At 39.5% G+C, this 24,227-nt stretch carries 19 protein-coding genes and 1 riboswitch; of the genes, 11 read left to right on the top strand and 8 right to left on the bottom strand.

Annotated features, from left to right (window positions below):
• Positions 1-323 precede the first annotated feature (323 nt).
• From AAH582_RS02150 to metE, 3 genes are all read left to right on the top strand, one after another.
• The gene (locus AAH582_RS02150) at positions 324-2,156 is read left to right on the top strand and encodes a sensor histidine kinase (protein WP_343321116.1); all 1,833 of its coding nucleotides are present in this window, start codon (positions 324-326) and stop codon (positions 2,154-2,156) included.
• 102 nt (positions 2,157-2,258) lie between these two features.
• Positions 2,259-2,948: a response regulator transcription factor gene (locus tag AAH582_RS02145; protein WP_172840643.1), complete on the top strand. Its 690-nt coding sequence runs from the start codon at positions 2,259-2,261 to the stop codon at positions 2,946-2,948.
• A 185-nt stretch (positions 2,949-3,133) separates the two neighbouring features.
• Positions 3,134-3,237: riboswitch (SAM riboswitch) on the top strand.
• A 78-nt stretch (positions 3,238-3,315) separates the two neighbouring features.
• The gene (metE, locus tag AAH582_RS02140) at positions 3,316-5,628 is read left to right on the top strand and encodes a 5-methyltetrahydropteroyltriglutamate--homocysteine S-methyltransferase (RefSeq protein ID WP_046674842.1); all 2,313 of its coding nucleotides are present in this window, start codon (positions 3,316-3,318) and stop codon (positions 5,626-5,628) included.
• A gap of 98 nt (positions 5,629-5,726) precedes the next feature.
• On the opposite strand, the gene AAH582_RS02135 is transcribed toward metE, so the two are convergent.
• Entirely contained in the window at positions 5,727-6,257 is a 531-nt protein-coding gene (locus AAH582_RS02135) for a hypothetical protein (RefSeq protein ID WP_343321115.1), read from the bottom strand.
• 420 nt (positions 6,258-6,677) lie between these two features.
• On the opposite strand from AAH582_RS02135, the gene AAH582_RS02130 reads away from it, so the two are divergent.
• Positions 6,678-7,268, top strand: a complete 591-nt coding sequence (locus AAH582_RS02130; RefSeq protein ID WP_046674841.1) for a helix-turn-helix domain-containing protein — start codon at positions 6,678-6,680, stop codon at positions 7,266-7,268.
• Between the two features lie 31 nt (positions 7,269-7,299).
• On the opposite strand, the gene AAH582_RS02125 is transcribed toward AAH582_RS02130, so the two are convergent.
• Positions 7,300-7,665 (bottom strand): hypothetical protein, encoded by a 366-nt coding sequence (locus tag AAH582_RS02125; protein ID WP_046674840.1) that lies wholly within the window; start codon positions 7,663-7,665, stop codon positions 7,300-7,302.
• Positions 7,666-7,839: 174 nt separating this feature from the next.
• On the opposite strand from AAH582_RS02125, the gene AAH582_RS02120 reads away from it, so the two are divergent.
• Entirely contained in the window at positions 7,840-8,235 is a 396-nt protein-coding gene (locus AAH582_RS02120; protein ID WP_046674839.1) for a single-stranded DNA-binding protein, read from the top strand.
• A gap of 52 nt (positions 8,236-8,287) precedes the next feature.
• On the opposite strand, the gene AAH582_RS02115 is transcribed toward AAH582_RS02120, so the two are convergent.
• Both AAH582_RS02115 and AAH582_RS02110 read right to left on the bottom strand, forming a co-directional pair.
• Positions 8,288-8,695, bottom strand: a complete 408-nt coding sequence (locus AAH582_RS02115; RefSeq protein ID WP_336830151.1) for a hypothetical protein — start codon at positions 8,693-8,695, stop codon at positions 8,288-8,290.
• Positions 8,696-9,160: 465 nt separating this feature from the next.
• Positions 9,161-9,820 (bottom strand): helix-turn-helix domain-containing protein, encoded by a 660-nt coding sequence (locus AAH582_RS02110; RefSeq protein WP_343321114.1) that lies wholly within the window; start codon positions 9,818-9,820, stop codon positions 9,161-9,163.
• 91 nt (positions 9,821-9,911) lie between these two features.
• Here AAH582_RS02110 and AAH582_RS02105 point away from each other — a divergent pair, with 91 nt between their 5' ends.
• The 6 genes from AAH582_RS02105 (at position 9,912) to AAH582_RS02080 (ending at position 19,109) form a co-directional block, all read left to right on the top strand.
• On the top strand, positions 9,912-10,301 hold the full coding sequence (locus tag AAH582_RS02105; protein ID WP_046674974.1) for a YbjN domain-containing protein: 390 nt from the start codon (positions 9,912-9,914) through the stop codon (positions 10,299-10,301).
• A gap of 4 nt (positions 10,302-10,305) precedes the next feature.
• Entirely contained in the window at positions 10,306-11,013 is a 708-nt protein-coding gene (locus AAH582_RS02100) for a PspA/IM30 family protein (RefSeq protein ID WP_046674836.1), read from the top strand.
• The gene (locus tag AAH582_RS02095; RefSeq protein ID WP_083295781.1) at positions 10,997-11,194 is read left to right on the top strand and encodes a DUF4177 domain-containing protein; all 198 of its coding nucleotides are present in this window, start codon (positions 10,997-10,999) and stop codon (positions 11,192-11,194) included. Before AAH582_RS02100 ends, AAH582_RS02095 begins: the two co-directional genes overlap by 17 nt.
• Before the next feature lie 11 nt (positions 11,195-11,205).
• A complete protein-coding gene (locus AAH582_RS02090; RefSeq protein WP_343321113.1) occupies positions 11,206-11,931 on the top strand; it encodes a hypothetical protein in 726 nt (241 codons plus the stop codon).
• 118 nt (positions 11,932-12,049) lie between these two features.
• On the top strand, positions 12,050-14,167 hold the full coding sequence (locus AAH582_RS02085; RefSeq protein ID WP_046674833.1) for a flotillin family protein: 2,118 nt from the start codon (positions 12,050-12,052) through the stop codon (positions 14,165-14,167).
• 97 nt (positions 14,168-14,264) lie between these two features.
• Positions 14,265-19,109, top strand: coding sequence for a DNA repair ATPase (locus tag AAH582_RS02080; RefSeq protein WP_343321112.1), 4,845 nt, complete (start codon positions 14,265-14,267; stop codon positions 19,107-19,109).
• A gap of 102 nt (positions 19,110-19,211) precedes the next feature.
• Here the strand turns inward: AAH582_RS02080 and AAH582_RS02075 are convergent, their stop codons facing one another.
• From AAH582_RS02075 to AAH582_RS02060, 4 genes are all read right to left on the bottom strand, one after another.
• Positions 19,212-20,915: a bifunctional alpha/beta hydrolase/class I SAM-dependent methyltransferase gene (locus AAH582_RS02075; RefSeq protein WP_343321111.1), complete on the bottom strand. Its 1,704-nt coding sequence runs from the start codon at positions 20,913-20,915 to the stop codon at positions 19,212-19,214.
• A gap of 64 nt (positions 20,916-20,979) precedes the next feature.
• On the bottom strand, positions 20,980-22,416 hold the full coding sequence (locus AAH582_RS02070) for a phosphatase PAP2/dual specificity phosphatase family protein (RefSeq protein WP_343321110.1): 1,437 nt from the start codon (positions 22,414-22,416) through the stop codon (positions 20,980-20,982).
• Complete coding sequence (locus AAH582_RS02065; RefSeq protein ID WP_343321109.1) at positions 22,398-23,153, bottom strand: SDR family NAD(P)-dependent oxidoreductase; 756 nt, start codon at positions 23,151-23,153, stop codon at positions 22,398-22,400. Before AAH582_RS02065 ends, AAH582_RS02070 begins: the two co-directional genes overlap by 19 nt.
• Entirely contained in the window at positions 23,150-24,178 is a 1,029-nt protein-coding gene (locus AAH582_RS02060) for a patatin-like phospholipase family protein (protein ID WP_343321108.1), read from the bottom strand. The genes AAH582_RS02065 and AAH582_RS02060 overlap by 4 nt, the downstream gene beginning before the upstream one ends.
• Positions 24,179-24,227 lie beyond the last annotated feature (49 nt).

Raw genomic sequence — 24,227 nt, 5'->3', positions numbered from 1 at the left:
CGGCTTATTCACTTCTCCAGCAGTCAGACTCAACCGCGTAGATTAAAATTTGTTCACAGCGTAATTCAGCCCATAATCCATTTCTATTCACTAATTTACAAAGAACAGCATCTATATTTAAACAGATTGCTGTTAAACATTGTTAAAACAGCTTCAAAACACATTAGCATCTTTATATTTGTAACAATTTAAGAAAAAATGAGCTATCGCACCTTAAATGGCCGCTCACATGGCATAAGGGATGAATACGCAAATGGTAAATAAACTGAGCGTTATAAACTTTGTGATATATTCAAAATACATTTATTTAATACCCAACACTAATGAAGAAAAATAGCATTGTATTAATCATTGGACTGATGTCTCTCGCTCTAATTGGGGTATTGGCCATGCAATTCTATTTTCTGAGAGATTCTTATCGCCAAAAGTCTCAATTATTTGATGAGTCCGTCAATGCTGCGATTACAGCTGTAGCCGGAAAGCTTGAAAGACGGGAGGTAGTTGACTTTGCTAAGGTTCAACAGGAGCGTAATATTGAAAAATCCAAGCAGGAACAAGCCAAACAACGTCTTTTGGCCGAGCAACTCGAAATACAGTATAGAATTGAAGAATTAAAAAACAAACAACATGTTGTTTTCTCAAACTTTAAAGAGCAAGAAGACCAATTGCGTGCTTTGTATCCAAATGTAATTGAAATCAAAAATTCATTCTACGAGACATACATCAAAAGACCGGAGTACCAGAAATTCATCAAATTTTCTGTTTCAAATGAGCTTACCGACGATAATTTGGTACAAGCATATATCATGTTAAATGCGTCAAAGGTGGATGATCAGATTAGCGGAAAAGACGATAGCACACGGTTTGTTATCCCATTAATGGACCCGCTGGTCAATCAACAGACAAAATTCAGGGTAGCCACATTGCCACCTAGGGAGAATGCGAAGCTTGCAAAGACAATTTCTGATCTCGAAAAAAGATTGGATGTTCTCAACAGAAAAAACGCGTGGAGCGGTTTTAATGTATACGATTCCGTTGCGATGCTGGGAGGCAAAAAAGCAGACTACATCGAAGATGTTGCTATTGGAATGGAACTGGCTAAACGTCCGTTAAAGGATCGATTGAATGTGATCATCGTCCAAGAACTTATCAAAGAAGAGTTAGCTCAACGCGACATTAAAGCTCCTTTTAATATTGAAATATGGAGCACAAACAATATATTACTAAATAATATTTTAAACGAAGCCGCTTTAAATAATCCAACAAATACAACTAAATACTCGACGGCACTTTTTAAAGGCGATATCGGTGCTGCACCTGGAAAATTAACCATCTATTTCCCCAATAAAAAGGCGATAATCGCGGATAATATGGGCTATCTGTTGCTGCCTATGCTGGCGCTACTTTTCTTATTGGTGGGTTGTTTTGCATATACACTGATTATCATATTCAGACAAAAGAAAGTTTCGGAAATGAAAACAGATTTCATCAACAACATGACGCATGAGTTTAAAACACCTGTTGCGACGATTATGATAGCCAGTGAGTCCCTTAAAGATCCAGACATCAATGCCGACCACAAGCGGGTGCAGAAATTGGCTAATATCATCTACGATGAAAATGTTAGACTCGGAAATCATATTGAACGTGTGCTCGATTTGGCAAGACTAGAAAAAGAAACGCTAAAACTCGACCAGGTAGAAGTATGCATCAATGATCTTGTTTCGGCAGTAACGGACAGCATGCAGCTACGGATGCAGAATATTGGCGGCAAATTCAGTATAGATCTTGCAGCGACCAAGGATATTGTCATCGGTGATGAATTACATTTTTCAAATGTATTTTACAATCTATTGGATAATGCCATCAAGTACAGCAAAGGAGATTTACATGTCAACATCCATTCAAAAAACGTTGGCGATACCATTATTGTCACCATAGCCGACAACGGTATTGGGATGAGCCGGGATCACCTGCAAAAGATTTTCGACCAGTTTTACCGTATTCCAACTGGAAATGTTCATAATGTCAAAGGGTTTGGTCTTGGCTTAAGTTATGTACAGGATATCCTGAGAAGGCTTAACGGAAAAATTACAGTTAAAAGTGAAAAAGATAAGGGCACGACCTTTGAAGTAATTTTGCCTATTAAAAAATAAAACGTTCCTTTTTTGTATATTTCCTCTTTAAAAAATTTCAAAGGTTGAGGAAAGCTGATTTATCAGCATCAAGGGACATTGGTGAAAATTAATATATTCATTATGCAAAAGATATTATTAGCAGAAGATGATCCTAATTTGGGGGATCTTTTAAAAGACTATCTCGAATTAAAGGGAAAATTTGACGTCACATTATGCACGGATGGAGATGAAGCGATTTCTCAATTCAAAAAAAATAACTACGACCTTTGTATTTTTGATGTCATGATGCCCAAAAAGGACGGATTTACAGTTGGACGTGAAATCAGAAAAACAAACAATACTGTTCCTATTATCTTTGCCACAGCAAAGGGGATGATGGAAGATAAGACCGAAGCCTTTGAGCTAGGAGGAGATGATTATATCACCAAGCCTTTTCGAGTGGAGGAATTATTGCTCCGCATCAATGCTTTGCTGAAACGCAGTGTTCGAGACAAAGAAGAAGAAGTGGTTGCTGATAAATTTGAAATTGGCGATTATTTCTTTGATTATACAAGTCAGCAGATTTCTTACAAAGGACAGATGCAAAAACTATCCACGAAAGAAGCTGAACTACTCCGCTTGCTTTGCTTAAAGAAAAATGATGTGCTGACCCGGGAAGAAGCCTTGTTAAAAATATGGCATGATGATAACTACTTTACGGGTAGAAGTATGGATGTATTTCTCAGTAAACTTCGTAAATATCTAAAAGAAGACAGCAAAGTTGAAATTGTCAATGTGCACGGAAAAGGTTACAAACTTTTGGTAAGCTAAAAAAAAGGGGAATGAAAAATATAGTCATTCCCCTTTTTATACTACACACGTATTGTAGCGTGACTTACTCGAATTCGTGGATGAAAATAAAAGAACAAAACAATTTCATCCTTAGTAGAATATAAAAAATTGACGCACTTTTATAAAAAATTTGCATTTCAAAAAGAAATGTTCTAACTTAGCGTCGCTTATAGAGAAAGGCAGAGGGAATAGACCCGATGAAGCCTTAGCAACCTGTCCCTTGACAAGGTGCTAAATTCTACCCTACTTGATATGGGAATGATAAGCCGAAGTCACCAAATTCTAGTGTGTCCTTCTCTCTCTAGCAAGAAATATAGTTGAAAAAGAAATATTAAAAACATTCATTATGTTATTGACTAACAATTTAGGTTACCCTCGTGTGGGCGCGTTCCGCGAATTGAAAAAAGCCAATGAGGCCTATTGGGCTAAAAAATCTTCTGTTGAGGAATTATTGGACACAGCAAAAAAAATTCGTGAAGGCAATTGGAAAACACAAAAAGATGCTGGAATAGATTTGATCCCTTCCAATGATTTCTCTTTTTACGATCAAGTATTGGATTTAACCCTCACTGTTGGTGCAATTCCTGCTCGCTACCATTCTTTATTGAATAAAGTAGACAACAATTACAGTTTAGATCTATATTTTGCCATGGCACGCGGTTTCCAACAAGAAGGAATCGACGTGACTGCAATGGAAATGACCAAGTGGTTGGATACGAACTACCACTACATGGTACCAGAATTCACCAAAGATCAAGAATTCAAATTGACTTCCGAAAAATTCTTAAATGAATACAACGAAGCAAAATCATTGGGCATCGATACTAAACCAGTTCTATTAGGTCCTATCACATACCTTTTGATCGGTAAAGAAAAAGAAGCTGGCTTCGACCGTATCGATTTATTGGATAAACTTATTCCAGTATATGAGCAAATTCTAGCTAAACTAGCTGATGCTGGTGCACAATATGTTCAGATTGACGAGCCTTTCTTAGCATTGGATTTAGATGCTAAAGTAAAAGCTTTATATCAACCTACTTTCGAAAAATTAGCTGCAGCAGCAAAAAATATCAAATTAATCGCAACGACTTACTTCGAAGCTTTAAAAGACAACGAAGATATCGCAGTTAACTTACCTATCCATGCTTTACATTTGGATCTGGTACGCGGTGAAAACCAATTGGATACGGTATTGGCTAAAGTTCCTGCTTCATTAACATTATCTTTAGGTATTGTTGAAGGCCGTAACATCTGGAAAAATGATTACGAAAAATCATTGGTCAAAATCAAACAGGCTGTTGATGCATTAGGAAAAGACCGTGTATGGGTAGCTCCTTCTTCATCACTGCTGCACGTTCCTTTTGACTTGGACAATGAACACAATGAGCAATCGCTACCGGCTGAAGTAAAAAACTGGTTAGCATTTGCTAAACAAAAATTAGCTGAAGTAAAAGATTTAGCCGTACTAGCGGAAGGTGAAGTTGACGCTGAAACAGCAAAACGCTTCGAAGCGAACAAAGCGGCTGCTGAAAGCCGTCGTACCTCTCCATTGATCCACAAACCAGAGGTCAAAACACGTACAAGCAATATCACTGATGACGATGCAAAACGTACTTCAGCATTTGCTGAGCGTAAAGCGGCGCAACAAGCAAAATTCAACTTACCGGCATTCCCGACCACAACTATCGGTTCATTCCCACAAACGAAAGATGTTCGTAAATGGAGAGCAGACCTGAAAAAGGGTGCTATTACGCAGGCAGAATACGATAAAGCAATCGCAGAAGAAACAGAAAATACCATCCGTCTTCAAGAGCAATTGGATATCGACGTATTAGTACACGGCGAATTCGAACGTAATGACATGGTTGAATACTTCGGTGAACAATTGGCTGGTTACGCATTCACACAAAATGGTTGGGTACAATCTTACGGTTCACGTTGTGTAAAACCTCCGATTATCTATGGTGACGTATACCGTCCTGAAGATATGACTGTCCGTTGGTCTTCATATGCACAATCATTGACAAATCGTCCGGTTAAAGGTATGTTGACTGGTCCTGTAACAATTTTACAATGGTCTTTCGTACGTAACGATCAACCGCGCTCGACAACGACTTACCAAATTGCATTGGCGATCTTGGATGAAGTACAAGCCTTGGAAAAAGCAGGTATCAAAATCATACAAATCGATGAACCAGCTATCCGTGAAGGATTACCGCTACGTAAAGCTGATCAAAAAGATTACTTGAACTGGGCAGTACGTGCTTTCCGTGTTTCTTCATCAAATGTTGAAGACGATACACAGATTCACACACACATGTGTTATTCTGAGTTCAATAATGTGATCGAAGATATCGCTGCAATGGATGCCGACGTTATCACGATTGAGACTTCACGTTCTCAAATGAAATTATTGAATGCTTTCGCCGGTGATTTCAAATATCCAAATGATATTGGTCCAGGTGTTTATGACATTCACTCACCACGTGTTCCAAGCAAAGATGAGATGGTAGATCTATTGCGCAAAGCAAAAGCAGTAGTTCCAGCAGAACAACTTTGGGTTAACCCTGACTGTGGTTTGAAAACTCGTGCTTGGCCAGAGACCAAAGCGGCTTTAGAGTCGATGGTTGAGGCTGCAAAAATCTTAAGAGCAGAATAATTCTTAACTATATTGATAAAGCCCTAGCTGAAATTTCAGCTAGGGCTTCTTTATTGGGCTTCGTTCAAAATAAAAACTGTTATCCGAATAAGGTGAGATTATTTTCGGCTGCTCTTCCGTTCTTTCTTGTTTTCCTTTTCTTTCCCGTTCTTAATTTCCTGTTTTCCTTTAATCCGATCTTCAATCGCCTTCAGGCTTGACGAAAAATCGAGGTCAACATTTTCAAGTTTAGCCTTTTTTAACGCCTTCAATGCCTTTTTGTATTTTCTCATTTTTTCAAATAGAAGTGCTTTCTTGATCCAGATTCCTGTCAAGGGCATGGCCGGAAGTGTCAAAGCAAATTTGATCGTCTTTTTTGCAGCTTCATACTCCCCCATATCAATCAATGTCTGAATGAAATAAGGATATACTTCCAGTGCCTGCACATTATGCACCAAAGCTTCCTGGAAATACCTTTTTGCCTGCTCATAGTCCAATAGCTGTTCGGCATGAACTCTTCCCATCAAACACAGCGCCATTGTATTGGACTCATCATAGGATAGCGCATAGGATAAGGATTCCATGGTCTCCTCCAAATACATCGGATAGTTATCCAGCGCCTGAAGGACATATTTATTTACTGAATTCATAAAATTTTCTAAAACATAATATTCATATCCAGCTTTCACGATAACGTTGAAAGTAACTGGATTTTTAAAACTCCTGAATAAGCTAAGCATATTGGAAAAGTGGACTACCATTTCGAGCGCCACGTTTTAGCCAATATCAACCTAAGTTACTTAACGTATTAAGAAGAAGATTAGGAAAGGGCCGTATTCCGAAGAATATTCCCGAGAATCTTCTCAGTGGACGAAGCGGGATTTTCTAATATTGCAAACATATTCTTCCGTTTTTATTAATTACTCTATTGAATTGCAAAGATTCAAAATATTTACCAAATTCCAAAAACTTTTGATTATTAATCTGTTATATTGTTCAGCACGATATTGGCATATTATTGTCGCATCAATTTCACTAAACTTAAGCGACTATTTCCCCATCTTTGAACCATGGAAAGTCAATCAGCTAATCAATTAATCAAACTAGCAAGAAAACGTAAGGGACTAACGCAGCAGGAACTCGCCGATCAAGCGGGGGTATCGCTAAGAACAGTGCAACGCATAGAAAAAGGCACGGAAGAAATCAGTGGATTTAGTCTCAAACAGATCAGTCAAATTTTGGAAATACCATTAGAACAACTCATTATGCCAAATGTAAATCAAATCAGTATCGACAACAATCAAACAGGAAGTATTAAAGCGCTATATTTAGCATCGCTCACCTTTTTGGTCAATCCATTATTCGGGTTATTGGTCCCAGCAATTATGGGTTATACGAAACAAAATAAAGACGCCTTATACAGTAAGCACCTAAAAAAAATAATTGTAATACACGCTGTTGGACTATTTTTTCTCGGAAGTTTCATCGGCTATATCATTCTTGCAGATTTTTTTAAAATTGCACTACCGTCTTTTTTAACCAATATCTTTAATAGCGCCTATTTTTTACTCATCCCAGTATGCTATTACATATTGATTCTAACGTTTACTATTTTTAATTATATTGCAATAAGAAAAGCCAAGCTCAGTTCTGCAAACTAAACCAATACAAATGAACATGTTGCGATCAACATCACAGCGGTTTCTTTTGAACAATCAATACCCAATCATTCTCCAACAACAGATAGCCTGTTTCGTAAATAAAGCTATAGGTCTGCCCCTTGTTATTGGAAAAAGTATGTGTATGAAACTTAAAATCAAATCCCAACCGCTTTAACTTTTCCCGTTGTATCTTCACCATACCCTCCCCACTCAACGCATCTAATAAAATACGGCGGTTTTTTCGTAGGATATTATTCACATTGCGCACCAGATTGGTCTGGTCGCTATTTAATTTATTGTTATAGGCGTTCCGGCAAGCATCATCACAAAATCGCTTGTCCGAACGGCCATATATTACTTTGCCACATTCAAGGCAGACTTTTTCGACAGCACTCATAACGGAAGATTAAACGACAACAAACGGTTACAATCGACTATAGTCGAATACAAATGGTAAATAGACGACTATAATTATTTCCCCGCCCCACCTTTGCTTAAGATCATTGGGCATTCATAGCCAATGACCATCAACTAAAATAAGAATTATTAAAAACTTTTAAAAATTAGACACATGAGCACATTACGCAACAAAGTACAATTGGTTGGGCATTTAGGAAACGACCCGTTAATCAAAACAACTTCCACTGGCACCAATTACTCCATATTACGTCTCGCCACCAATGATCTTTTCAAGAACAAAGCCGGTGAATGGGTTGAAGAAGTTCAATGGCATACACTCGTGGTTTGGGGTAAGCAAAACAATACCATTGAAAAGAAATGCCAACGTGGGACCAAACTCATGGTTGAAGGCAAACTCACCTATCGTAACTATGAGAACGCAGATGGGGTAAAACAATATGTCACAGAAATTAAAGTAGATAATTTCATGATTTTATCTGATTCGAACGGTGCTAAAGAAGACATTCCAACACCTCCAGATGAAAATGAAGATGATCTGCCCTTCTAGTATGATCAGCGAGGTAGGTTTTCAAGCCCCTACCTCGTCGATTGTTTCCAACTTATTTTGTCAGGCTTGCAGTCAACGCTCTTCCTAGGTTCTCTGCATAAGCCTTCCATAATTTAGCATCTTCTGGCGTAAACTTAGCAACAGCTTCAGTTTCTTTGGTCGCCCATTCCTGTCGCTTCGCCGCAAGCTCCTTAAGCTTAACAACATCGCCGCTTTTAGCAACAGCGATAAATTCTTTAATATATTTTGTGTAATCCTCCGCCAATTTTTGTGTTTCAGCAGAACTAAATTTCGGTATTGGCACTTCGCCACCGCTATTTTCTGCCGACGTTTCGGCCGTATCTTTTTTTAAGTCAATAGCGGCAGTTGTATCTTTTACGTCGACTTTTTTAGTCGTGGAATTATTGCAGGAAATAACAAAAAATCCAGCAATTAATGCTGATAAGGCTACTTTCTTCATTTATTTAAATTTAGTTTTTTATGTCTGGTCATTTATCCGTTTATGCGTGTTGTTCTAAAACTAAATAAATCACTCTAGTTTTATCGGATCGACAAGTTCACCATCATCTTAATCACAACCCTACCTTTTTGTAACGTTACTTTATTATCGAACTAATTTAATTACAATGCCCGACTCTACGAAATTTTTTGTGGACACTCACATTCTGCAGGCCTGATTTAGGAGTCTTCTTTTCTTGTAGGCAAGTCCACATCAGATCAACTCCAAGGCCGTATATATTAGGGGTATTACAAGGGGTTAACAGGGGTATAACAGGGGTATAACAAGGGTAAACCCCTGCAAACCCCTTGTTAATACCTTGTAAGTGGACTGCAATTACGTAATTAACCATGGATATGATAACAACATGGAAATACGCCCGATACCGGCAAAACAGAATAAACAATAGGAAAAAGTTCCGCGCAATTAGATTCGCTCAAACCTACCATACAATTTCCAGAAATATGCTTTTTCCCCCATAGTGAGATCAATCTTCTTCCAGGCATTTAAGGCTAAACTAATCTCCTTTTCCTGCAAACTGTATTTTCCAATAAAGAACTCTTCTTCGGAAAAATACAAACCAAATGCTTTATCCAACGTATGTAGGCTCTGAACATCTACCTCTTCAAAAAATAAAATGGATTGAGGGCCAGCCAAAAAATCACTCGGCACCGGAATAGCGTCAGCGTATTCGATTGCGATGAGGCGGTTCCTACTTTGCAAAGGAAATTCAATTATCGGAAGCTCTTCTAATTTCGAAAAATGACTACCCGCCTCAAAAATACCATCTCGTTCCAGCAGCGGGATTTGTAACAATCTTTTACGTCCAATAAGAGAAACATTTGGATCAAAATAATCATTGAAATTAAGAATTTCATTGACAGATAGATTTTTTTCAATAAGATGCTGCACAGGAATGCCAAAATAATTTGCAATCTTCAGAACAATCTCAATTTTTGGCTCTGCGCGCATTTCTTCGTAGGACGAAATATTACCTCTAGTAAGATTAAAAATATCCCCAAATGCCTGTTGACTCATTCCTTTCACTTTTCTTAATTTCTTAATATTGTTGCCTACGTTGCTCATTTTAAAAAAAATTGAATATTTATTGCAAAATATTTTTGCATTTTTATTACCTTTATGCAAAGAATATGTGCAATATATAAAAAACTTGATTATGTACTTCTCAAAAATTGAAAATTATATCGCCAATATCGGTTACACCATCACCCATAAGGATACAAAAGAAGGAATCTTCGTCATCGAAAATGAAGACGACGGAATCCGTAACCTGATTGTAGGCATTGCCCAACCCATCCTGATTTTTGAGCAATATCTTTTTACAATCAGCAATGACACCATGGATATGTTCAAATCACTATTGATAAAGAATAGAGATATTATACACGGTGGGTTTGCATTAACAGAAGATGGTACCAAAGTTATATTTCGGTATACCTTACAAATACATAATCTCGATCAGAATGAGTTTGATGCAGCCATTAATTCGCTGAGTCTTTTGATGAGTGAATATTATAATCAGTTAATAAGTTTTTCAAAATTATAGAATAATGAATATTTTTAAGAGAATTTTCAGAATTGGTCAAGCCGAGATCCACGCAGTCGTGGACAAAATGGAAGACCCCATCAAAATGACGGAACAGGGTATCCGTGAGATGAAAGAGGACCTGGAACAATCGTTAGAAGCCTATGCTAAAGTTAAAGCGTTAGCCATACGTACCCAAAACAATGGTGAAAAGAAAAAAGAAGAAGCCAATGAATTCGAAAACAAAGCTATTCTATTACTCCAAAAAGCACAAAAGGGAGAATTAACGACAGAAAAGGCAGAAGGTCTTGCAAAGGAAGCGCTGTTGTTGAAAAAACAGTTATTAATCGAAGCTGGTGAATTGGAGAAACAAGCCGTGATTCATCAAAGTTCAGCGGATGAGCTACACAAAAATGTAGACATTCTCAAATTCAATATATCGAAATGGGAAGGTGAACTCTCTACTTTAAAGGCACGTGTAAAGGTATCCAACGCAGCTAAAATGGTCAATCGTCAGCTCGCTAATATCGATTCCAATAGTACGATTTCCATGTTAGAACGTATGAAAGAGAAAGTCGAAGAAGATGAAGCACTAGCAAAGGCCTATGGTGAGATTGCACTAGGTAACAAAAGTAAAGTTGATGAGATCAACGAGACCATAGGCGGGTCTGAAGCCGTCAACAACGAATTAGAAGAACTAAAAAGAAAATTAAATAATGATGAAAAGATTTGAATATAAAACACTAAAAATTGAACCTAAAGGTTTCTGGGGAACAAAGTTGGATCCCGAAAAAATTGATGAAATCTTAAATGATCTTGGAAATCAGGGCTGGGAATTGGTAACCATGCAGGACCTTGAAGTCAATGGGAATTCCTGGTCGTTTCATTACACGTTCAAGAGGGAGAAAATTTAAACAATAACACTATGACAGAATTAATCAATATCTTATTCAATCCATTGTCCAATGGAATTATGACAGTCTTAACTGGCATGTCTGTAGTGTATTGGTTATTTATGTTTCTGATGGGTGATGGAGTACATCTATTTGATGCCGATGCAGATATAGACCTCCATCCTACACCTGATGTCACGGACGTTGATGGCTCACATGATATCGCAACTGAGGGCGGCGATCATACACACCATCATCATACGGATACGGACGCTAATACAGAACCTGGCTTCTTTGCGAAAGCAATGGATTACATCAATGTTGGCAAAGTACCCATCATGCTTATTGTAACACTGTTCAAATTTATAGGCTGGATAATTACCATTGTTTCTTCACTCTTTATAGACGTTGCTTCATGGGGAATAAAGTCCGTATTAATCCTCATCCCTGTTTTTATTGTTACATTTATTTTAATGCATTTTCTGACCAAACCTTTAGCTAAAATGTTCAAAAGTATAGGTTACAATGGCGAAGAAAGTCACGATTTTCTTGGTCGCATGGGTAAAATGAGAGCCAGTATTGAAGGCAAGAAAATAGGTTCTGCCGAATTTATCATCCAACAGGATCCTATTCGCCTCAATGTTGTCAGCCATAATGGGGAGAAAATAGGCTATGGAGACGATGTCATTATTATTGACGAATCCAAGGACAAGAAATATTATTATGTGACCAAAGAAATCACGATAGACAATATTTAATGGAAAAGGAATAAACGCAAAGCCCCGACACTAAACAACTGTCCTAAAAGAGCGAATCTTTATTCTTTAAATTCTAATCGTAAACCCAAATATTAAAATCTAAATAAATACAAATCATATGCTATATCAACCTCTTTTATTTTTAAGTGGCTTAAACGGAATTATACTTTTAATTGTCGGTTTGGCTGTCTTTTTAATTTTTGCATTCTTTGTTGTATTGAGTGCATTCTACAAGAAAATTCCACAAGGGAAGGCGATTGTACGAACCGGTGTTGGTGGTACAAAAGTAGCATTCAACAAGGGAATGTATGTTGTACCTGTATTTCACAAGATGGAGATCATGGATATCTCAATCAAAAAAATTGAGATTGCCCGTATGCAGGGTGAAGGTTTGATCTGTAAGGACAATATTCGTGCAGATATCAAAGTTGCTTTCTTTGTTCGTGTCAATAAAAATGTAGATGATGTGATCAATGTAGCCCAAAATTTAGGTTGCGACCGCGCCAGTGAACCAGAAACATTAAAAAGTATTTTTGAATCTAAATTCTCCGAAGCACTCAAAACAGTAGGTAAGAAATTTGATTTCATTGAATTATACGAAGCCCGTCGCGAATTCCGTGATGAGATACTGGACGTCATCGGAACTGATCTTAATGGTTATATTTTGGACGACTGTGCGATTGATTACCTTGAACAGACCGACATCGAACATCTCAATCCAAATAATATCCTAGACAGTGAGGGTATCAAAAAGATCACCGAATTAACAGCCAAACAAAATATAAACGCCAACTTCATTCGTCGTGATGAGGAGAAACTAATCAAAAAACAAAACGTGGAAGCAAGGGAAGCGATTCTAGAACTAGACCGTCAGCTTGCCGAAAAGGAAGAGAAACAAAAACGGGAAATTGACAACATCAGAGCACGCGAAGAAGCAGAAATAGCAAAGGTCCGTGAAGAAGAACGTCTCAAGTACGAAAGCGTCCGGATTTCTACCGAAGAGCAACTCGCTGTTCAAGAAGAAAATAAACTGCGGCAGATTATCATTGCTGAAAAGAATAAACAACGTACCGATGCTGTGGAGGCCGAACGTGTAGAAAAAGATCGCGCCTTAGAACAAACAGAACGCGAGCGCATTGTTACCTTAGCACAGATCGACAAAGAACGCTCGATCGAAACCGAAAAGAAAAGTATCCAAGGCGTTATCAAAGAACGTGTACAATTGGAAAAAGGTGTTGTTGAAGAGCAACAAGGCGTCAAAGACATCGAGGTATTCCGTGAAGTAGAACGTAAAAAACAAGCGGGTGTTATTGCGGCATCACAAGAAGCAGAAGAAAAATTAATTTCAACTGTTAAAGCTGCCGAAGCTGCAAAAATTGCGGCAGAACAGGAAGCAGAGAAAAAAGTAATCGACGCGGAGGCTGCTCGTAAAATCGCCGAAAAGCGTGCACAAGAACTATTGATCGATGCGGAAGCGAAAAAAGAAGCATCGCTCAAAGAGGCCGAAAGTCGTAAGATTATTGCCGAGGCACAAGCCAAAGAAGAAGCTGCGCTTGGCTTATCCGAGGCCGAAGTTATGGTTGCCAAAGCTGAAGCTGAAGAAAAACAAGGTACTGTAGAAGCTAGTGTCATTGAGAAGAAAGCGGAAGCGATGCGTAAAGAGGGCTTAGCACAGGCGGAAGTTGTGCGCGAGAAAGCACTTGCTGAAGCAAAAGGTATCGAAGAGAAAGCTGAGGCTATGAAGAAATTGGACGGCGTGGGCAGAGATCACGAAGAATTCAAATTGCAATTGCAAAAAGAACGTGATATTGAACTCGCACACATCAATATCCAAAAAGACATTGCTCAAGCACAAGCCGGCGTATTATCGGAAGCACTTAAAACAGCAAAAATCGATATTGTTGGTGGTGAAACCATGTTCTTTGAGAATATCGTCCGTCAAGTATCCAACTCCAAAGGTTTTGATCACTTGATTGACAACTCTAAACATGCCACAGCTATTAAAAATTCTTTGATAGGTCCAGATGGACAAGGAGACCTCGCAGAGAAGGTGCGTGGATTAGCCGATAAATATGGAATTTCCACAAACGATATTAAGAACCTCACCGTTTCAGCAGCATTGATTAAACTTCAACAAGCGGCGACTGACGCTGAAAATGGCGAAGACAGCAGCTTTATCAATTCTTTGTTCGGATTGGCGAAAAACTTGGGCATATCAAACAAGAAACTGTCCTAGCCCATACCCAATTCACTATTGCCTGCAATGCTAATTAGCATTGCAGGCAACGAACACAAGATTTTATCACATATACCAAGTCGAGAAAGCTCATTTTATGCCAGAAGAAAACGTAATAAATCAGAACGACTCCCTTGATCAAGGTGCATACGAGATTATTCGAAAGCGGCTCCTTACACAAAAGGAAGAGCTTTCTATCAAACTCCAGCAACTAAATAATGCCCGCAAGGAAGTATTTAATGCGACAAGTTTTATACTCAAAGCCAATCAACGGATCACGACAGAAAATAACTGTGTTGCTCGCGGTATTTTGGCCCTGGACAAGCTATGTATATTTGGTTATAACGTCCATTTTGGGTTACGTACCGAAATTAAACTCGAAGATGTTTTCAGTGTATATACGTTCGAAAACAATCAGTTTATCCCACAATCACTCGATCTGATCAATGATCCTAATTTCATTGGCGATTATCAAAATTTATACAAATACTATCGCGACTCGATCTTTTCCAAGTTTCGACGTACGGAAAACTATCTTTATATGATCTTTCAGACCAGCAAAAATCCTGCTGACCTGAAGGCATTCAAGTGGTTGATTAAAGACGGAAAGCTCCAATATCAGGATGACCGCAGCATCCACGAAGTCAAATTGCCCAACCAATTTGAATTTGAATGGACAAAAACAACCTTGGAAGACCGTCGCCTCGGAAAACACCCACACATATCCATTAAGGACAAGATCTTTATAGAAGCGATCAATGGCGATATTACTTTCAAAATTGAAAATAACACCGATACAGGGAAAGGAATCTTCTCTGAAAAAGTTTCAAACGCCGACCAACAATTGGATGATGCGGATTACTACTATGCAGACCTTGGCAATTTGATTGCCGTTCGCATCAAACCGTATCAAGAAGATTTCCGTGCATTTGTCTTTAATCAACGGACAAAAGAAGTGGTGAATCTTAAATCCCTGAATGAATCAGCCATTTTACTACCCGATAATCAAGGAATCATTTTTTCTAACGGATACTACCTGCAGAATGGCACCCATAAAATCTTTGACGTCCAGTTTGACCGGGTTAGTTTCCTTAGACGCATCGCATCACCAAACGGTGAAGACTTTCTCTATATCTTTTGTCAGGAGGAAACGAATACCTACATCTTACTGTCTTATAACATCATTCAGCAGCATGTCGAAACGCCGATCATCTGCAATGGATTCACACTTTTTAAAGACGGTAGTTTAATTTACTTCCATACAGAGGCCGAAGCAACAAGGCATCATCAGGTTCAGATCTGGGAAACCCCTTACATGGCCGTGCTCAAAGAAAATGAGTTAAAAAAAGACGACCCACTTTATAAGGTTGGTAATAAACAGATCGTACAGGCCATGGCCGAGGCACAAGAAGTCATACAGCTCATCAACAAAGAAGACAGTTATGAAGGTCTTTACGAGGATATACTCAAAAAATCGACAGTCCTGCTTGACTCTTATTTTTGGATAAAGGATGAAGCCTTGTCCAACCTTGGTCAGCCGTTGGCTCAGATCAAGGAGGTCGCCAATACGGCAATTGACGAATTTGTTAAGGTCCAAGCCCAACGTAAATACGCCACAGAACTCAATAGCAGTGCCGAGAAGAAAATGGAAGAGCTTACCTTTTCCATCAATAGTACAGTAGTCGAAAAGCTGGATCAACTTGTTCATCAATTGGCAGATTCACGACGTTTACAGGGCGAAATCATTGACCTCAAAAATGTCAAATATATTGATATAGTCCGTATCGATGCTTTACTCGAGAAGCTACAGTCAATCACCACCGAACTTGCCGAAAAGACAATCGCTTTCTTACTTCGCGACGAGGCTTTACAACCCTATGAGCAGAAAGTGGAGCAGCAGAAAAACAATGTTGCAGCAATTGTCAAAGTCTATGACGCCAAAGCGATCGAGGAAGCCAATTCGACTATATCGAGTGAGCTGGAGCTGTTGATTGATATTCTAAACAGTTTAAAAATCGACGACTCCACCCAGACCACCAAAATCATCGAAAAGATAGCCGTTATTTTCTCTTCTTTGAATGAGGTCCGGGCGCAGCTTACGCGCAAACTCAATTCATTAAAAAGTACGGAAGCCATTGCAGAATTTTCTGCCCAACTTACCCTATTGGAACAGTCTGTCACCAACTACCTTGAACTCTCTACGACAACAGAAAAAGTAGACGAGTACTATACCAAGGTCATTGTCCAACTGGAGGAACTCGAAAGTAAGTTTTCAGAATTTGAGGACTTCGCCCTGAAGATAGCAGATAAACGCGATGAGATCATCAAAGCATTTAATTCCCGCAGAGAGCAAATCGTTGAACAGATCAACAAACGTAGCTCTTCACTCGAGCAAATTGGACTTCGCGTATTAAAGAATATCGAAAACAAATCAAAGACATTTGCAACGCGTGAGGAAATCCTAAGTTTCTTTGCTTCAGATTTGATGATTGACAAAATCAGACAGCTTGTGCAAGAACTGAAAACGCTCAGTGATGTTTCAAAAGCCGAAAATCTTGAAAACCTGCTCAAAAAATCTCAGGAGGATGCATTACGCATTTTACGTGACAAGAATGATCTTTTTGTAGATGGAGAGAACATTATTGCGCTTGGCAAGCATAAATTTGCCGTCAATAGTCAGTCACTCAGTTTAACACTCGTACGCAAAAATGACGAACTATTCTTCCATCTTACCGGAACGAGCTTCTATCAAAAAGTCAAAGGATCCGAGATCGAAAACTTTAGCGATATTTGGGATCAGGAACTGATTTCCGAAAACAAGGACGTATACCGGGCTGAATATCTCGCCTATAAAACATTCCTTGCTTCCAAAGGACAGTTAGATTTTGATGCCAACCTGTTTATCAATCAGACTGTCGAGCAAAGTTATTCGGAAGGTTATGTCAAAGGAGTGCATAACTTTGATGCCTTAGTAATCTATGATACCATCAAACAGCTAGATAGCAAGCTTGATCTTCTACGTTACGATGCTCATTTGCGTGCTATGGCACAATTGTTTTGGCATTCACTTGCGCAAGACGAGCAGGAAAAACAGAAAGCGTTGATTCAATCTACACATTCGGTATTAAAAGCATTTCCAAATTCCACACGCTACCAATCTGTCGTTGACGAACTCACAAAATTATTCATCAATTGGGACACCCATTTGGATCGTTCGACATTTCATGCGGAGGACGTCGCGAGCTATCTCTTCCAGACTTTCACAAGCTACAGCAAGTTTGTCGTCAGTGAGCAATCGGATGAACTTAAAAAGGCTTTCATCCGGCTATTGGAAAACAAAAAGAGTTTTAAACTCTTTGAAGCAGATATTCAGCATACACAATTTAGTCTCGTAGACCGCTTCTATTTGACCTTAAATTGGCTAAATTCTTTTATCGACGAGCACGACGATTACCAGGATTTCCAAAAGTACGTGGAGGAAACTGCAGTCACGCTTCTTTATCCGAAGGATGAATACCAATTGATCATCGCCAAAGACAATGCACTCATCCAGGGATTAAAGGGAAATCACGCGATCTTGAACAATGGAGAAGAGCAGATTCAATACCATCAATTTCTGCGTAGATTGAAGACTTTTGCCGAATGGAATGTTCCTCGTTTTCAAGAATTCGCTTCTTTGAAGGAGCAGCTCGGAAAAACATACGCCAAGGAGCTGAAAATCGGCGAATTTGAACCAAAAGTCCTAACATCTTTTGTCCGAAATAAGTTGATCAACGAAGTTTACTTCCCATTGATCGGAAATAATTTGGCCAAACAGCTGGGGGCAGCTGGCGACAATAAACGTACCGCCAGGATGGGTATGCTTCTCCTCATTTCTCCGCCAGGTTACGGAAAGACAACATTAATGGAATACCTCGCGAAAACCATGGGATTACATTTTGTGAAAATCAACGGACCTACAATAGGGCATTCCATTACTTCAATAGATCCTGTGGAAGCGAAAACCTCTGGTGAACGTGAGGAACTTAAGAAGATCAATCTTGCTTTCGAAATGGCCGATAATGTGATGCTTTACCTCGATGATATCCAACATTTGAATCCCGAATTCCTTCAGAAATTCATTTCATTGGCTGATGGGCAACGTAAGATCGACGGTATTTTTGAAGGTGAGAGTAAAACATACGATTTGCGTGGGAAAAGATTCTGCATCGTAATGGCAGGAAACCCTTACACCGAAAGCGGATCCAAATTTCAGATTCCAGATATGTTGGCCAACCGTGCAGATGTATACAATCTTGGGGATGTGATCGGTGATACCGAAGCCCTTTTCAATCTCAGCTTAATTGAAAATGCGGCAATTGAAAACAGCTACCTTGAAAAAATAGCAAGCAAATCCTTCAACGATTTCTATGCTTTAGTGAACTATGCACAATCGGTTGTAGATCAACTTCCCGATTTAGAAGGCAATTACCTGAAGCAAGATATCGATGATTTTATCACGGTATTAAAACATGTATTAAAGATCAGAAACGTTGTCATCAAGGTCAACCAAAATTATATTCAAAGTGCGGCCATGCAGGACAATTACCGAACAGAACCGCCGTTCAAACTGCAAGGGTCTTATCGGAATATGAGTAAGCTCGTCGCACAAGTTGTGCCGATGATGAACGAACAGGAAATCGATCAAGTTCTCCTCGCACATTATGAAAGTGAGTCACAAACCCTTACTGCCGATACGGAAAGTAATCTTTTAAAATTGAAAGAACTTGCTGGATTAATCAATACAGTGGAACAAGAACGGTGGGAACACATCAAAGAAATATTCCGCAAGAACAATAAACATGGTGGACTTGCCAAAGATGATAAGGTCTTTGCACAAATGCAGGACTTTAACGAAAACCTAGAGGGTATCATACAAGCTATCCGTGCCTACAGGAATTAATATTCGTCCTGATTATTCCAGCTGACGCAATAGGAAGCGTTAGCTGGAATAATCATTAATTACCCTAAACAAAGGCATAACTTTTCACTGTTAAGATACTGGCTACCACTTTACCGTTCCCGAAGACACCGTAAATATACCAAAGTCATCGATCAACATACGTTCCTTAACGACTCCGTTGTAAGCCATCAGACGATCTAATTCTTTCTGCGAACGACGGCGCATCACCCAATCTTTTTTCTGATGGCTGTTTAACACATAAGCAATCATCTTCAGCTGTGGATGCCATGGCTGTCCAGTATAAACCAAATGACTGCTTGCTTCGCAAATCGAAGTTGCACCTTTTACAGCCCTACTTGCCATTTCATTGTCACCAAAAAGTTCAAAGATGCCTGAGATAATAACAATATTAGGTTCAAATTCCAGTTTGGAATAAGTAGCTGGATCAAAACAATCGTAATTGGTAAATCGCATCCCCTGCAATCCATTTCTACGGATAATCCTCTCTCCCACCTCAATATTGGACAACAGAAACTCATTAATCACGATTTCGGCTTCGGGATATTTCTCTTTGATATCAAATAAGTAATTTCCGGTACCGCCAGCAATATCCAATATCTTCACGGCCTTTCCAGCAGCTTTGACCTTCGCGATATTCTCTTCCAATAACTGTAATAAGTGCTGTTTTCGAATGCGAATTCCTTTCCATCCAATCGCCTCCAGATAACCCCGGTCGAGCATACGGCCGAAGCGATTTTTTCCCTGCGATTCATTGCGATAGACGTAGTCCAGCGATATCCCCGAATCAAATCCAAACTGCAGGCCTAAATTCATTCCTTTACTTAAGGAACCTATTTTACCTAATGCCCATTTTTGGACAGCATAATTCAATTTTTCACCTGCAGGAAGTAGCTTATGGTATAATTGTTCATACTCTTTCACCGAAAATTCATCGGGTTCAAGCGTCAGTTCAGGACTTTGTCGGGCATAGGCCTTGTCGATAAAATTTCGCAGATAGTGATAAACTTTCTGCCGATTTGTTTCAAATAGAATCCCGTGGTAGAAATTACGTAAAGTGATAAAAGTCTTCAACTTTGAAGCTATTGTCACAAAGAATTTTTTCTGTAACGAATTTTTGACTACATAATCTTTTTCAGCAGAAAGGACAATCACAGGGATATCAATCGCCGCTGCGTCTTCAACGATTCGCTCACCGGCTTTTAATAGATCAACCAACAAAGCGCCATTGATAGATTTGGAAATCAACGAATCGGCATCGTACGCTTTCTGCTGATCCACATCATGAGTCAATACCTTCGATTTAACATAACTCTGGATAATCAGATCTTTTTTTAGCTTTGTTCCCAAAGCAATCATCTGATTTGCTAGGGGCACATATAATTTAATTTCAAATGCAGGTGCCAACAATGCAATGCCCGCGACTTTAGGCGCAAAATCATGTACCCACGCACTGACAATAACCCCCGCAATACTATTGGCGATAACGAAAATGTCTTTCGAATCAACCAAATATTCACGACCTATATAATGAACGAAACTATCCAAATCCCGCACATAATCCATAAAGATCGGTGAAACTGGTTCTTTCGTATAACCATGTCCGCGCAAATCAAATGCAAAGATCGAATGATCGGCAAACTGGGGATCCGTAGCCATCTCCTGCAGACGTTCCGAATGCTCATGCCCACGGTGCATTACGACCAATGCCCGCTGTCCGGCCTGATAATTCCAAACGCGATATAATAACTCTCCTTGATCAAAACTCTTGAAGTAACCTGATTTCATGTATAATTTTTACGTACTAATATCAAATAGTATATTTCATAACAAAGATCATGCAAAGGACCGTCTAGCTATTTCTCTCGACCAGCACCTCCATCAACTCAAGTGCATGTTTATGCAATACAAGATGCTTATTATGAGATTTAACCCGATCTATAGCATCCATTAAATCTAAAGATAATATTTTTTGTGACAATAGAACAGCAAAAATCATACTCCTGCTGTAACCCATTGTACAATGTATAATCATATTTTCACCTCTCTTCAATTGTTGATAACTGATTACGAGCGCTGCCAATATCCTTTCGGCATCCGACAATTTAATTGCTGCTATATCCAACAATGGAAACGAATGATAGTTTTTCTCCAAATGTAGAATAGGCATTTCTTCCAATTCAGCAGCCAGATCAAAAACAACCAGATGCTTATTCAGACCAAGCACACGGAGATCTCCTGCAGTCATCCTCGGCCCCACATAACAACCTGGTAAAATTTCAAATAAAGGCGGATTATTGCTGCGTCTGACAAAACGCCACAGTAACCAATATATGCATTGATATGGACAATAAAACCATTTTTTAAATCCAGGTATCCAACCTTTATCATCTTTTAGAAACCTTGGATTATTGATAACATAATTCCTTCCTACCGCAATGCAGACCAGGGATGGCCAACACAAAAGATATAATCCAAAAGCATGAGCTCCGCCCCACAATGCCAGTAACAATAAACTCCAGCCAATGGCATAGTAAACGTTACCAATTCTTTGGTTTCTACGACAAATCTCCGCTTCGAGGTCTAATTTCGTCTTTTCGTATAAATTTGCCTTTTCGGTACCAGCCAAAAAGGGCAAATTCCCGGCCTTTAACATAGATAATGCACTGTCATGAAGCAGTCCCGATGGAGATGGGAATAGAACGAATCCCATGTGAACCAAAATCAATGCGGTCAGCACATCCACCAGATGGTGCTGATAAACGGTGAGTGTAGCAATCCCCATGAGCAGCAGCCAAATTCCCACAGCCCCTTTTTTCCATCCTTTTAGCTGCCTACCGAGCACCGACCAAAACAGACATGCATAGGCCACATGCAACGAAGGTGCTTGATTAAATGGGGAATCGTACTTCCCTAAAAAGACGAAGAAAAATTCAAAAACTGGATATTCAACGCTAGGCCGAACAAAGGAAAATCGCAAAGGGAAAATAAAAAAACAACAAATAGAAACAATGGTAATAAAGCTGAAACGCTTTGTATAAACCCAGAGTTCCTTTCGACTTGGACAACAGAAGGGAACCAAAGCGAAGAACAAACCACTGCTCATGTAGGGAATAATCATCCAAGATACAAACGGTATAAAGCGTTCAAAAGGAAACGCAAATGAAGATACCCATACCTGATTTGCAGCATGGATCGAAGCAGCAGAATAAGTCAACTGGAAAAATAGCGCACAATAAAGGAAAACAGCAAATTGCAGTCCCCTATTTTTCAGTCGTTTTTCATCCATTTGGCCTTCCTCGACATAATTTTATTCAATACGATATTTGGAAGTAGTCCCAGCGATGCCATTAGCCACTTCATACGCTTCGGAAACACTACTTGCTTCTTCTTCTGTTCGATAGCTGCCATTATACGCTGTGCAGCGTCGTCTACGGGTATTAAAAATGGCTTTTTAGACAAATCTTGCTTATTGAGCGCTCTCAGTTTATCTGTATCAACATAGCCCGGGGCGATAACAGTAACCGCAATTCCATACGGCTGGAGTGCCCTCCGATATGCATCAGCCACTTGGATTGCAGCACGCTTGGTCTTACTATATAGGCTTGAATTTGGAAAATGAAGCGTTCCCGATACCGATGCGACGATTGCAATCTGTCCTTCCGAATGACCCTGCATAACCATTCTTGCCGCTTCGAAACAATTTATCGTACCCATCATATTCACCTGTAGCATGGCAACCACATCCTGATAACTTGTCTGTTGAGCAACGTCATCTGCGTAACTCCCGGTACAATTGATAAAGAGGTCCAAAGATGAATGTGCACAAAATGTACTGACCGCATCCTGCAGACTGTTTAATTGACATACGTCTACTTCAAAACTTTTAAGGCTATGCGTCCAGGAATATGCTGACATTTTCGTCAGATCACGACCACACACAGCGACCTCTGCTCCCTGTTCGAGGTAGCGCTTGGCCAAAGCAAGGCCTATTCCACTTGTGCCACCGGCAATAAATACTTTCATTTCAATGATTTTAATGTCACCTCATAGCCATAGTTCCATTGCGCTTCCATCGCTTCAGTAAATTCTTCCAGATCTCTCGGGAAAGAAAGCGTAACTTCAAATTTACGCCAATCAATTCCTTTTTTACAGTATTTCCCAGCTAATTGTTTCGCGGCATCCTGTGTATCTATCCAATGTGCATACGGAAAATGTTGTTCCAAATCTGCTAACCGTTTATTTCCGCTAAAGCCCAATACTGCCCGTACCAACGCTTCTTCTTGTCGTTTGTAAGGTTGTTTTCGCTCACATATAATGTTTTCAGCAAGCACATTTGCTAGCTCCATTGGAACGAGATCAATTGCTCCACCAGCGTAATGGGTATTATTGGAACATACAGGTTTAATATAAAACATATCGGACATCGAAATACGGGCCGCCTGTAGCACAGAAAATTCAGCACTCAAATGAACTTCTTCAGCCACTGCACTATGCACATAATTCTCATCCGCAATGCCTATTGCCTCAATAGGCACATTGGCCAATACATCCTTAGTTCCCATCAGCATTTTTTGATAGAGTTTCCGATCTCCACGCCGCTGCCCTACTTCAGACGGGCTGAACAGCATTTTAGCGCCGACCACCAGTGCCGGTATTGCTGCCGAGAATGGTCTATCTAAAGTAGGCAATAGTAAGGAAAGATCCTGTTCCATATCAACGAGATAGCGATTAAAGACATCCTCGATAAAGGGCGCCCGTTTTTCGTTCAGCTGTTTTTTCAAAACATACACGCCCAGCTTCACCAAACGACGCTGTTCAGTGAGCCGATGATGCAAGAAAAACCGATAAAATTCTTCAGATTGTAGATAGCACTTGCGGGCTTCATGTGTAGCAAAGGCCTGTATAACAGCGACTGCCATTGAACCGCCGCAGCTTGCTATAAGCAGATCTGGTTTTAAGCCCAGCTCATCTAACGCAGCGTACATGCCCATATATAGACTGAACCGCGTTCCACCCCCTGAAAATAAAACAGCACGTTGATAAGCCATCACATTGAAATTTTAATTAACCTTCTCTCCACTACATTCGTCAAATTTT

It is taken from the genome of Sphingobacterium multivorum (assembly GCF_039511225.1).
GTDB lineage: Bacteria > Bacteroidota > Bacteroidia > Sphingobacteriales > Sphingobacteriaceae > Sphingobacterium.
The sequence above is the reverse complement of the archived record's forward strand: the minus strand, read 5'-3'. Positions and strand labels throughout refer to the sequence as shown.

Coding starts and splice junctions, on each gene's coding strand:
- AAH582_RS02120 (WP_046674839.1), top strand. CDS start 7,840: ATGAGCACATTACGCAACAAAGTACAATTGGTTGGGCATTTAGGAAAC.
- AAH582_RS02150 (WP_343321116.1), top strand. CDS start 324: ATGAAGAAAAATAGCATTGTATTAATCATTGGACTGATGTCTCTCGCT.
- AAH582_RS02080 (WP_343321112.1), top strand. CDS start 14,265: ATGCCAGAAGAAAACGTAATAAATCAGAACGACTCCCTTGATCAAGGT.
- AAH582_RS02075 (WP_343321111.1), bottom strand. CDS start 20,915: ATGAAATCAGGTTACTTCAAGAGTTTTGATCAAGGAGAGTTATTATAT.
- metE (WP_046674842.1), top strand. CDS start 3,316: ATGTTATTGACTAACAATTTAGGTTACCCTCGTGTGGGCGCGTTCCGC.
- AAH582_RS02115 (WP_336830151.1), bottom strand. CDS start 8,695: ATGAAGAAAGTAGCCTTATCAGCATTAATTGCTGGATTTTTTGTTATT.
- AAH582_RS02060 (WP_343321108.1), bottom strand. CDS start 24,178: ATGGCTTATCAACGTGCTGTTTTATTTTCAGGGGGTGGAACGCGGTTC.
- AAH582_RS02065 (WP_343321109.1), bottom strand. CDS start 23,153: ATGAAAGTATTTATTGCCGGTGGCACAAGTGGAATAGGCCTTGCTTTG.
- AAH582_RS02100 (WP_046674836.1), top strand. CDS start 10,306: ATGAATATTTTTAAGAGAATTTTCAGAATTGGTCAAGCCGAGATCCAC.
- AAH582_RS02070 (WP_343321110.1), bottom strand. CDS start 22,416: ATGGATGAAAAACGACTGAAAAATAGGGGACTGCAATTTGCTGTTTTC.
- AAH582_RS02145 (WP_172840643.1), top strand. CDS start 2,259: ATGCAAAAGATATTATTAGCAGAAGATGATCCTAATTTGGGGGATCTT.
- AAH582_RS02095 (WP_083295781.1), top strand. CDS start 10,997: ATGATGAAAAGATTTGAATATAAAACACTAAAAATTGAACCTAAAGGT.
- AAH582_RS02135 (WP_343321115.1), bottom strand. CDS start 6,257: ATGAATTCAGTAAATAAATATGTCCTTCAGGCGCTGGATAACTATCCG.
- AAH582_RS02130 (WP_046674841.1), top strand. CDS start 6,678: ATGGAAAGTCAATCAGCTAATCAATTAATCAAACTAGCAAGAAAACGT.
- AAH582_RS02110 (WP_343321114.1), bottom strand. CDS start 9,820: ATGAGCAACGTAGGCAACAATATTAAGAAATTAAGAAAAGTGAAAGGA.
- AAH582_RS02085 (WP_046674833.1), top strand. CDS start 12,050: ATGCTATATCAACCTCTTTTATTTTTAAGTGGCTTAAACGGAATTATA.
- AAH582_RS02090 (WP_343321113.1), top strand. CDS start 11,206: ATGACAGAATTAATCAATATCTTATTCAATCCATTGTCCAATGGAATT.
- AAH582_RS02105 (WP_046674974.1), top strand. CDS start 9,912: ATGTACTTCTCAAAAATTGAAAATTATATCGCCAATATCGGTTACACC.
- AAH582_RS02125 (WP_046674840.1), bottom strand. CDS start 7,665: ATGAGTGCTGTCGAAAAAGTCTGCCTTGAATGTGGCAAAGTAATATAT.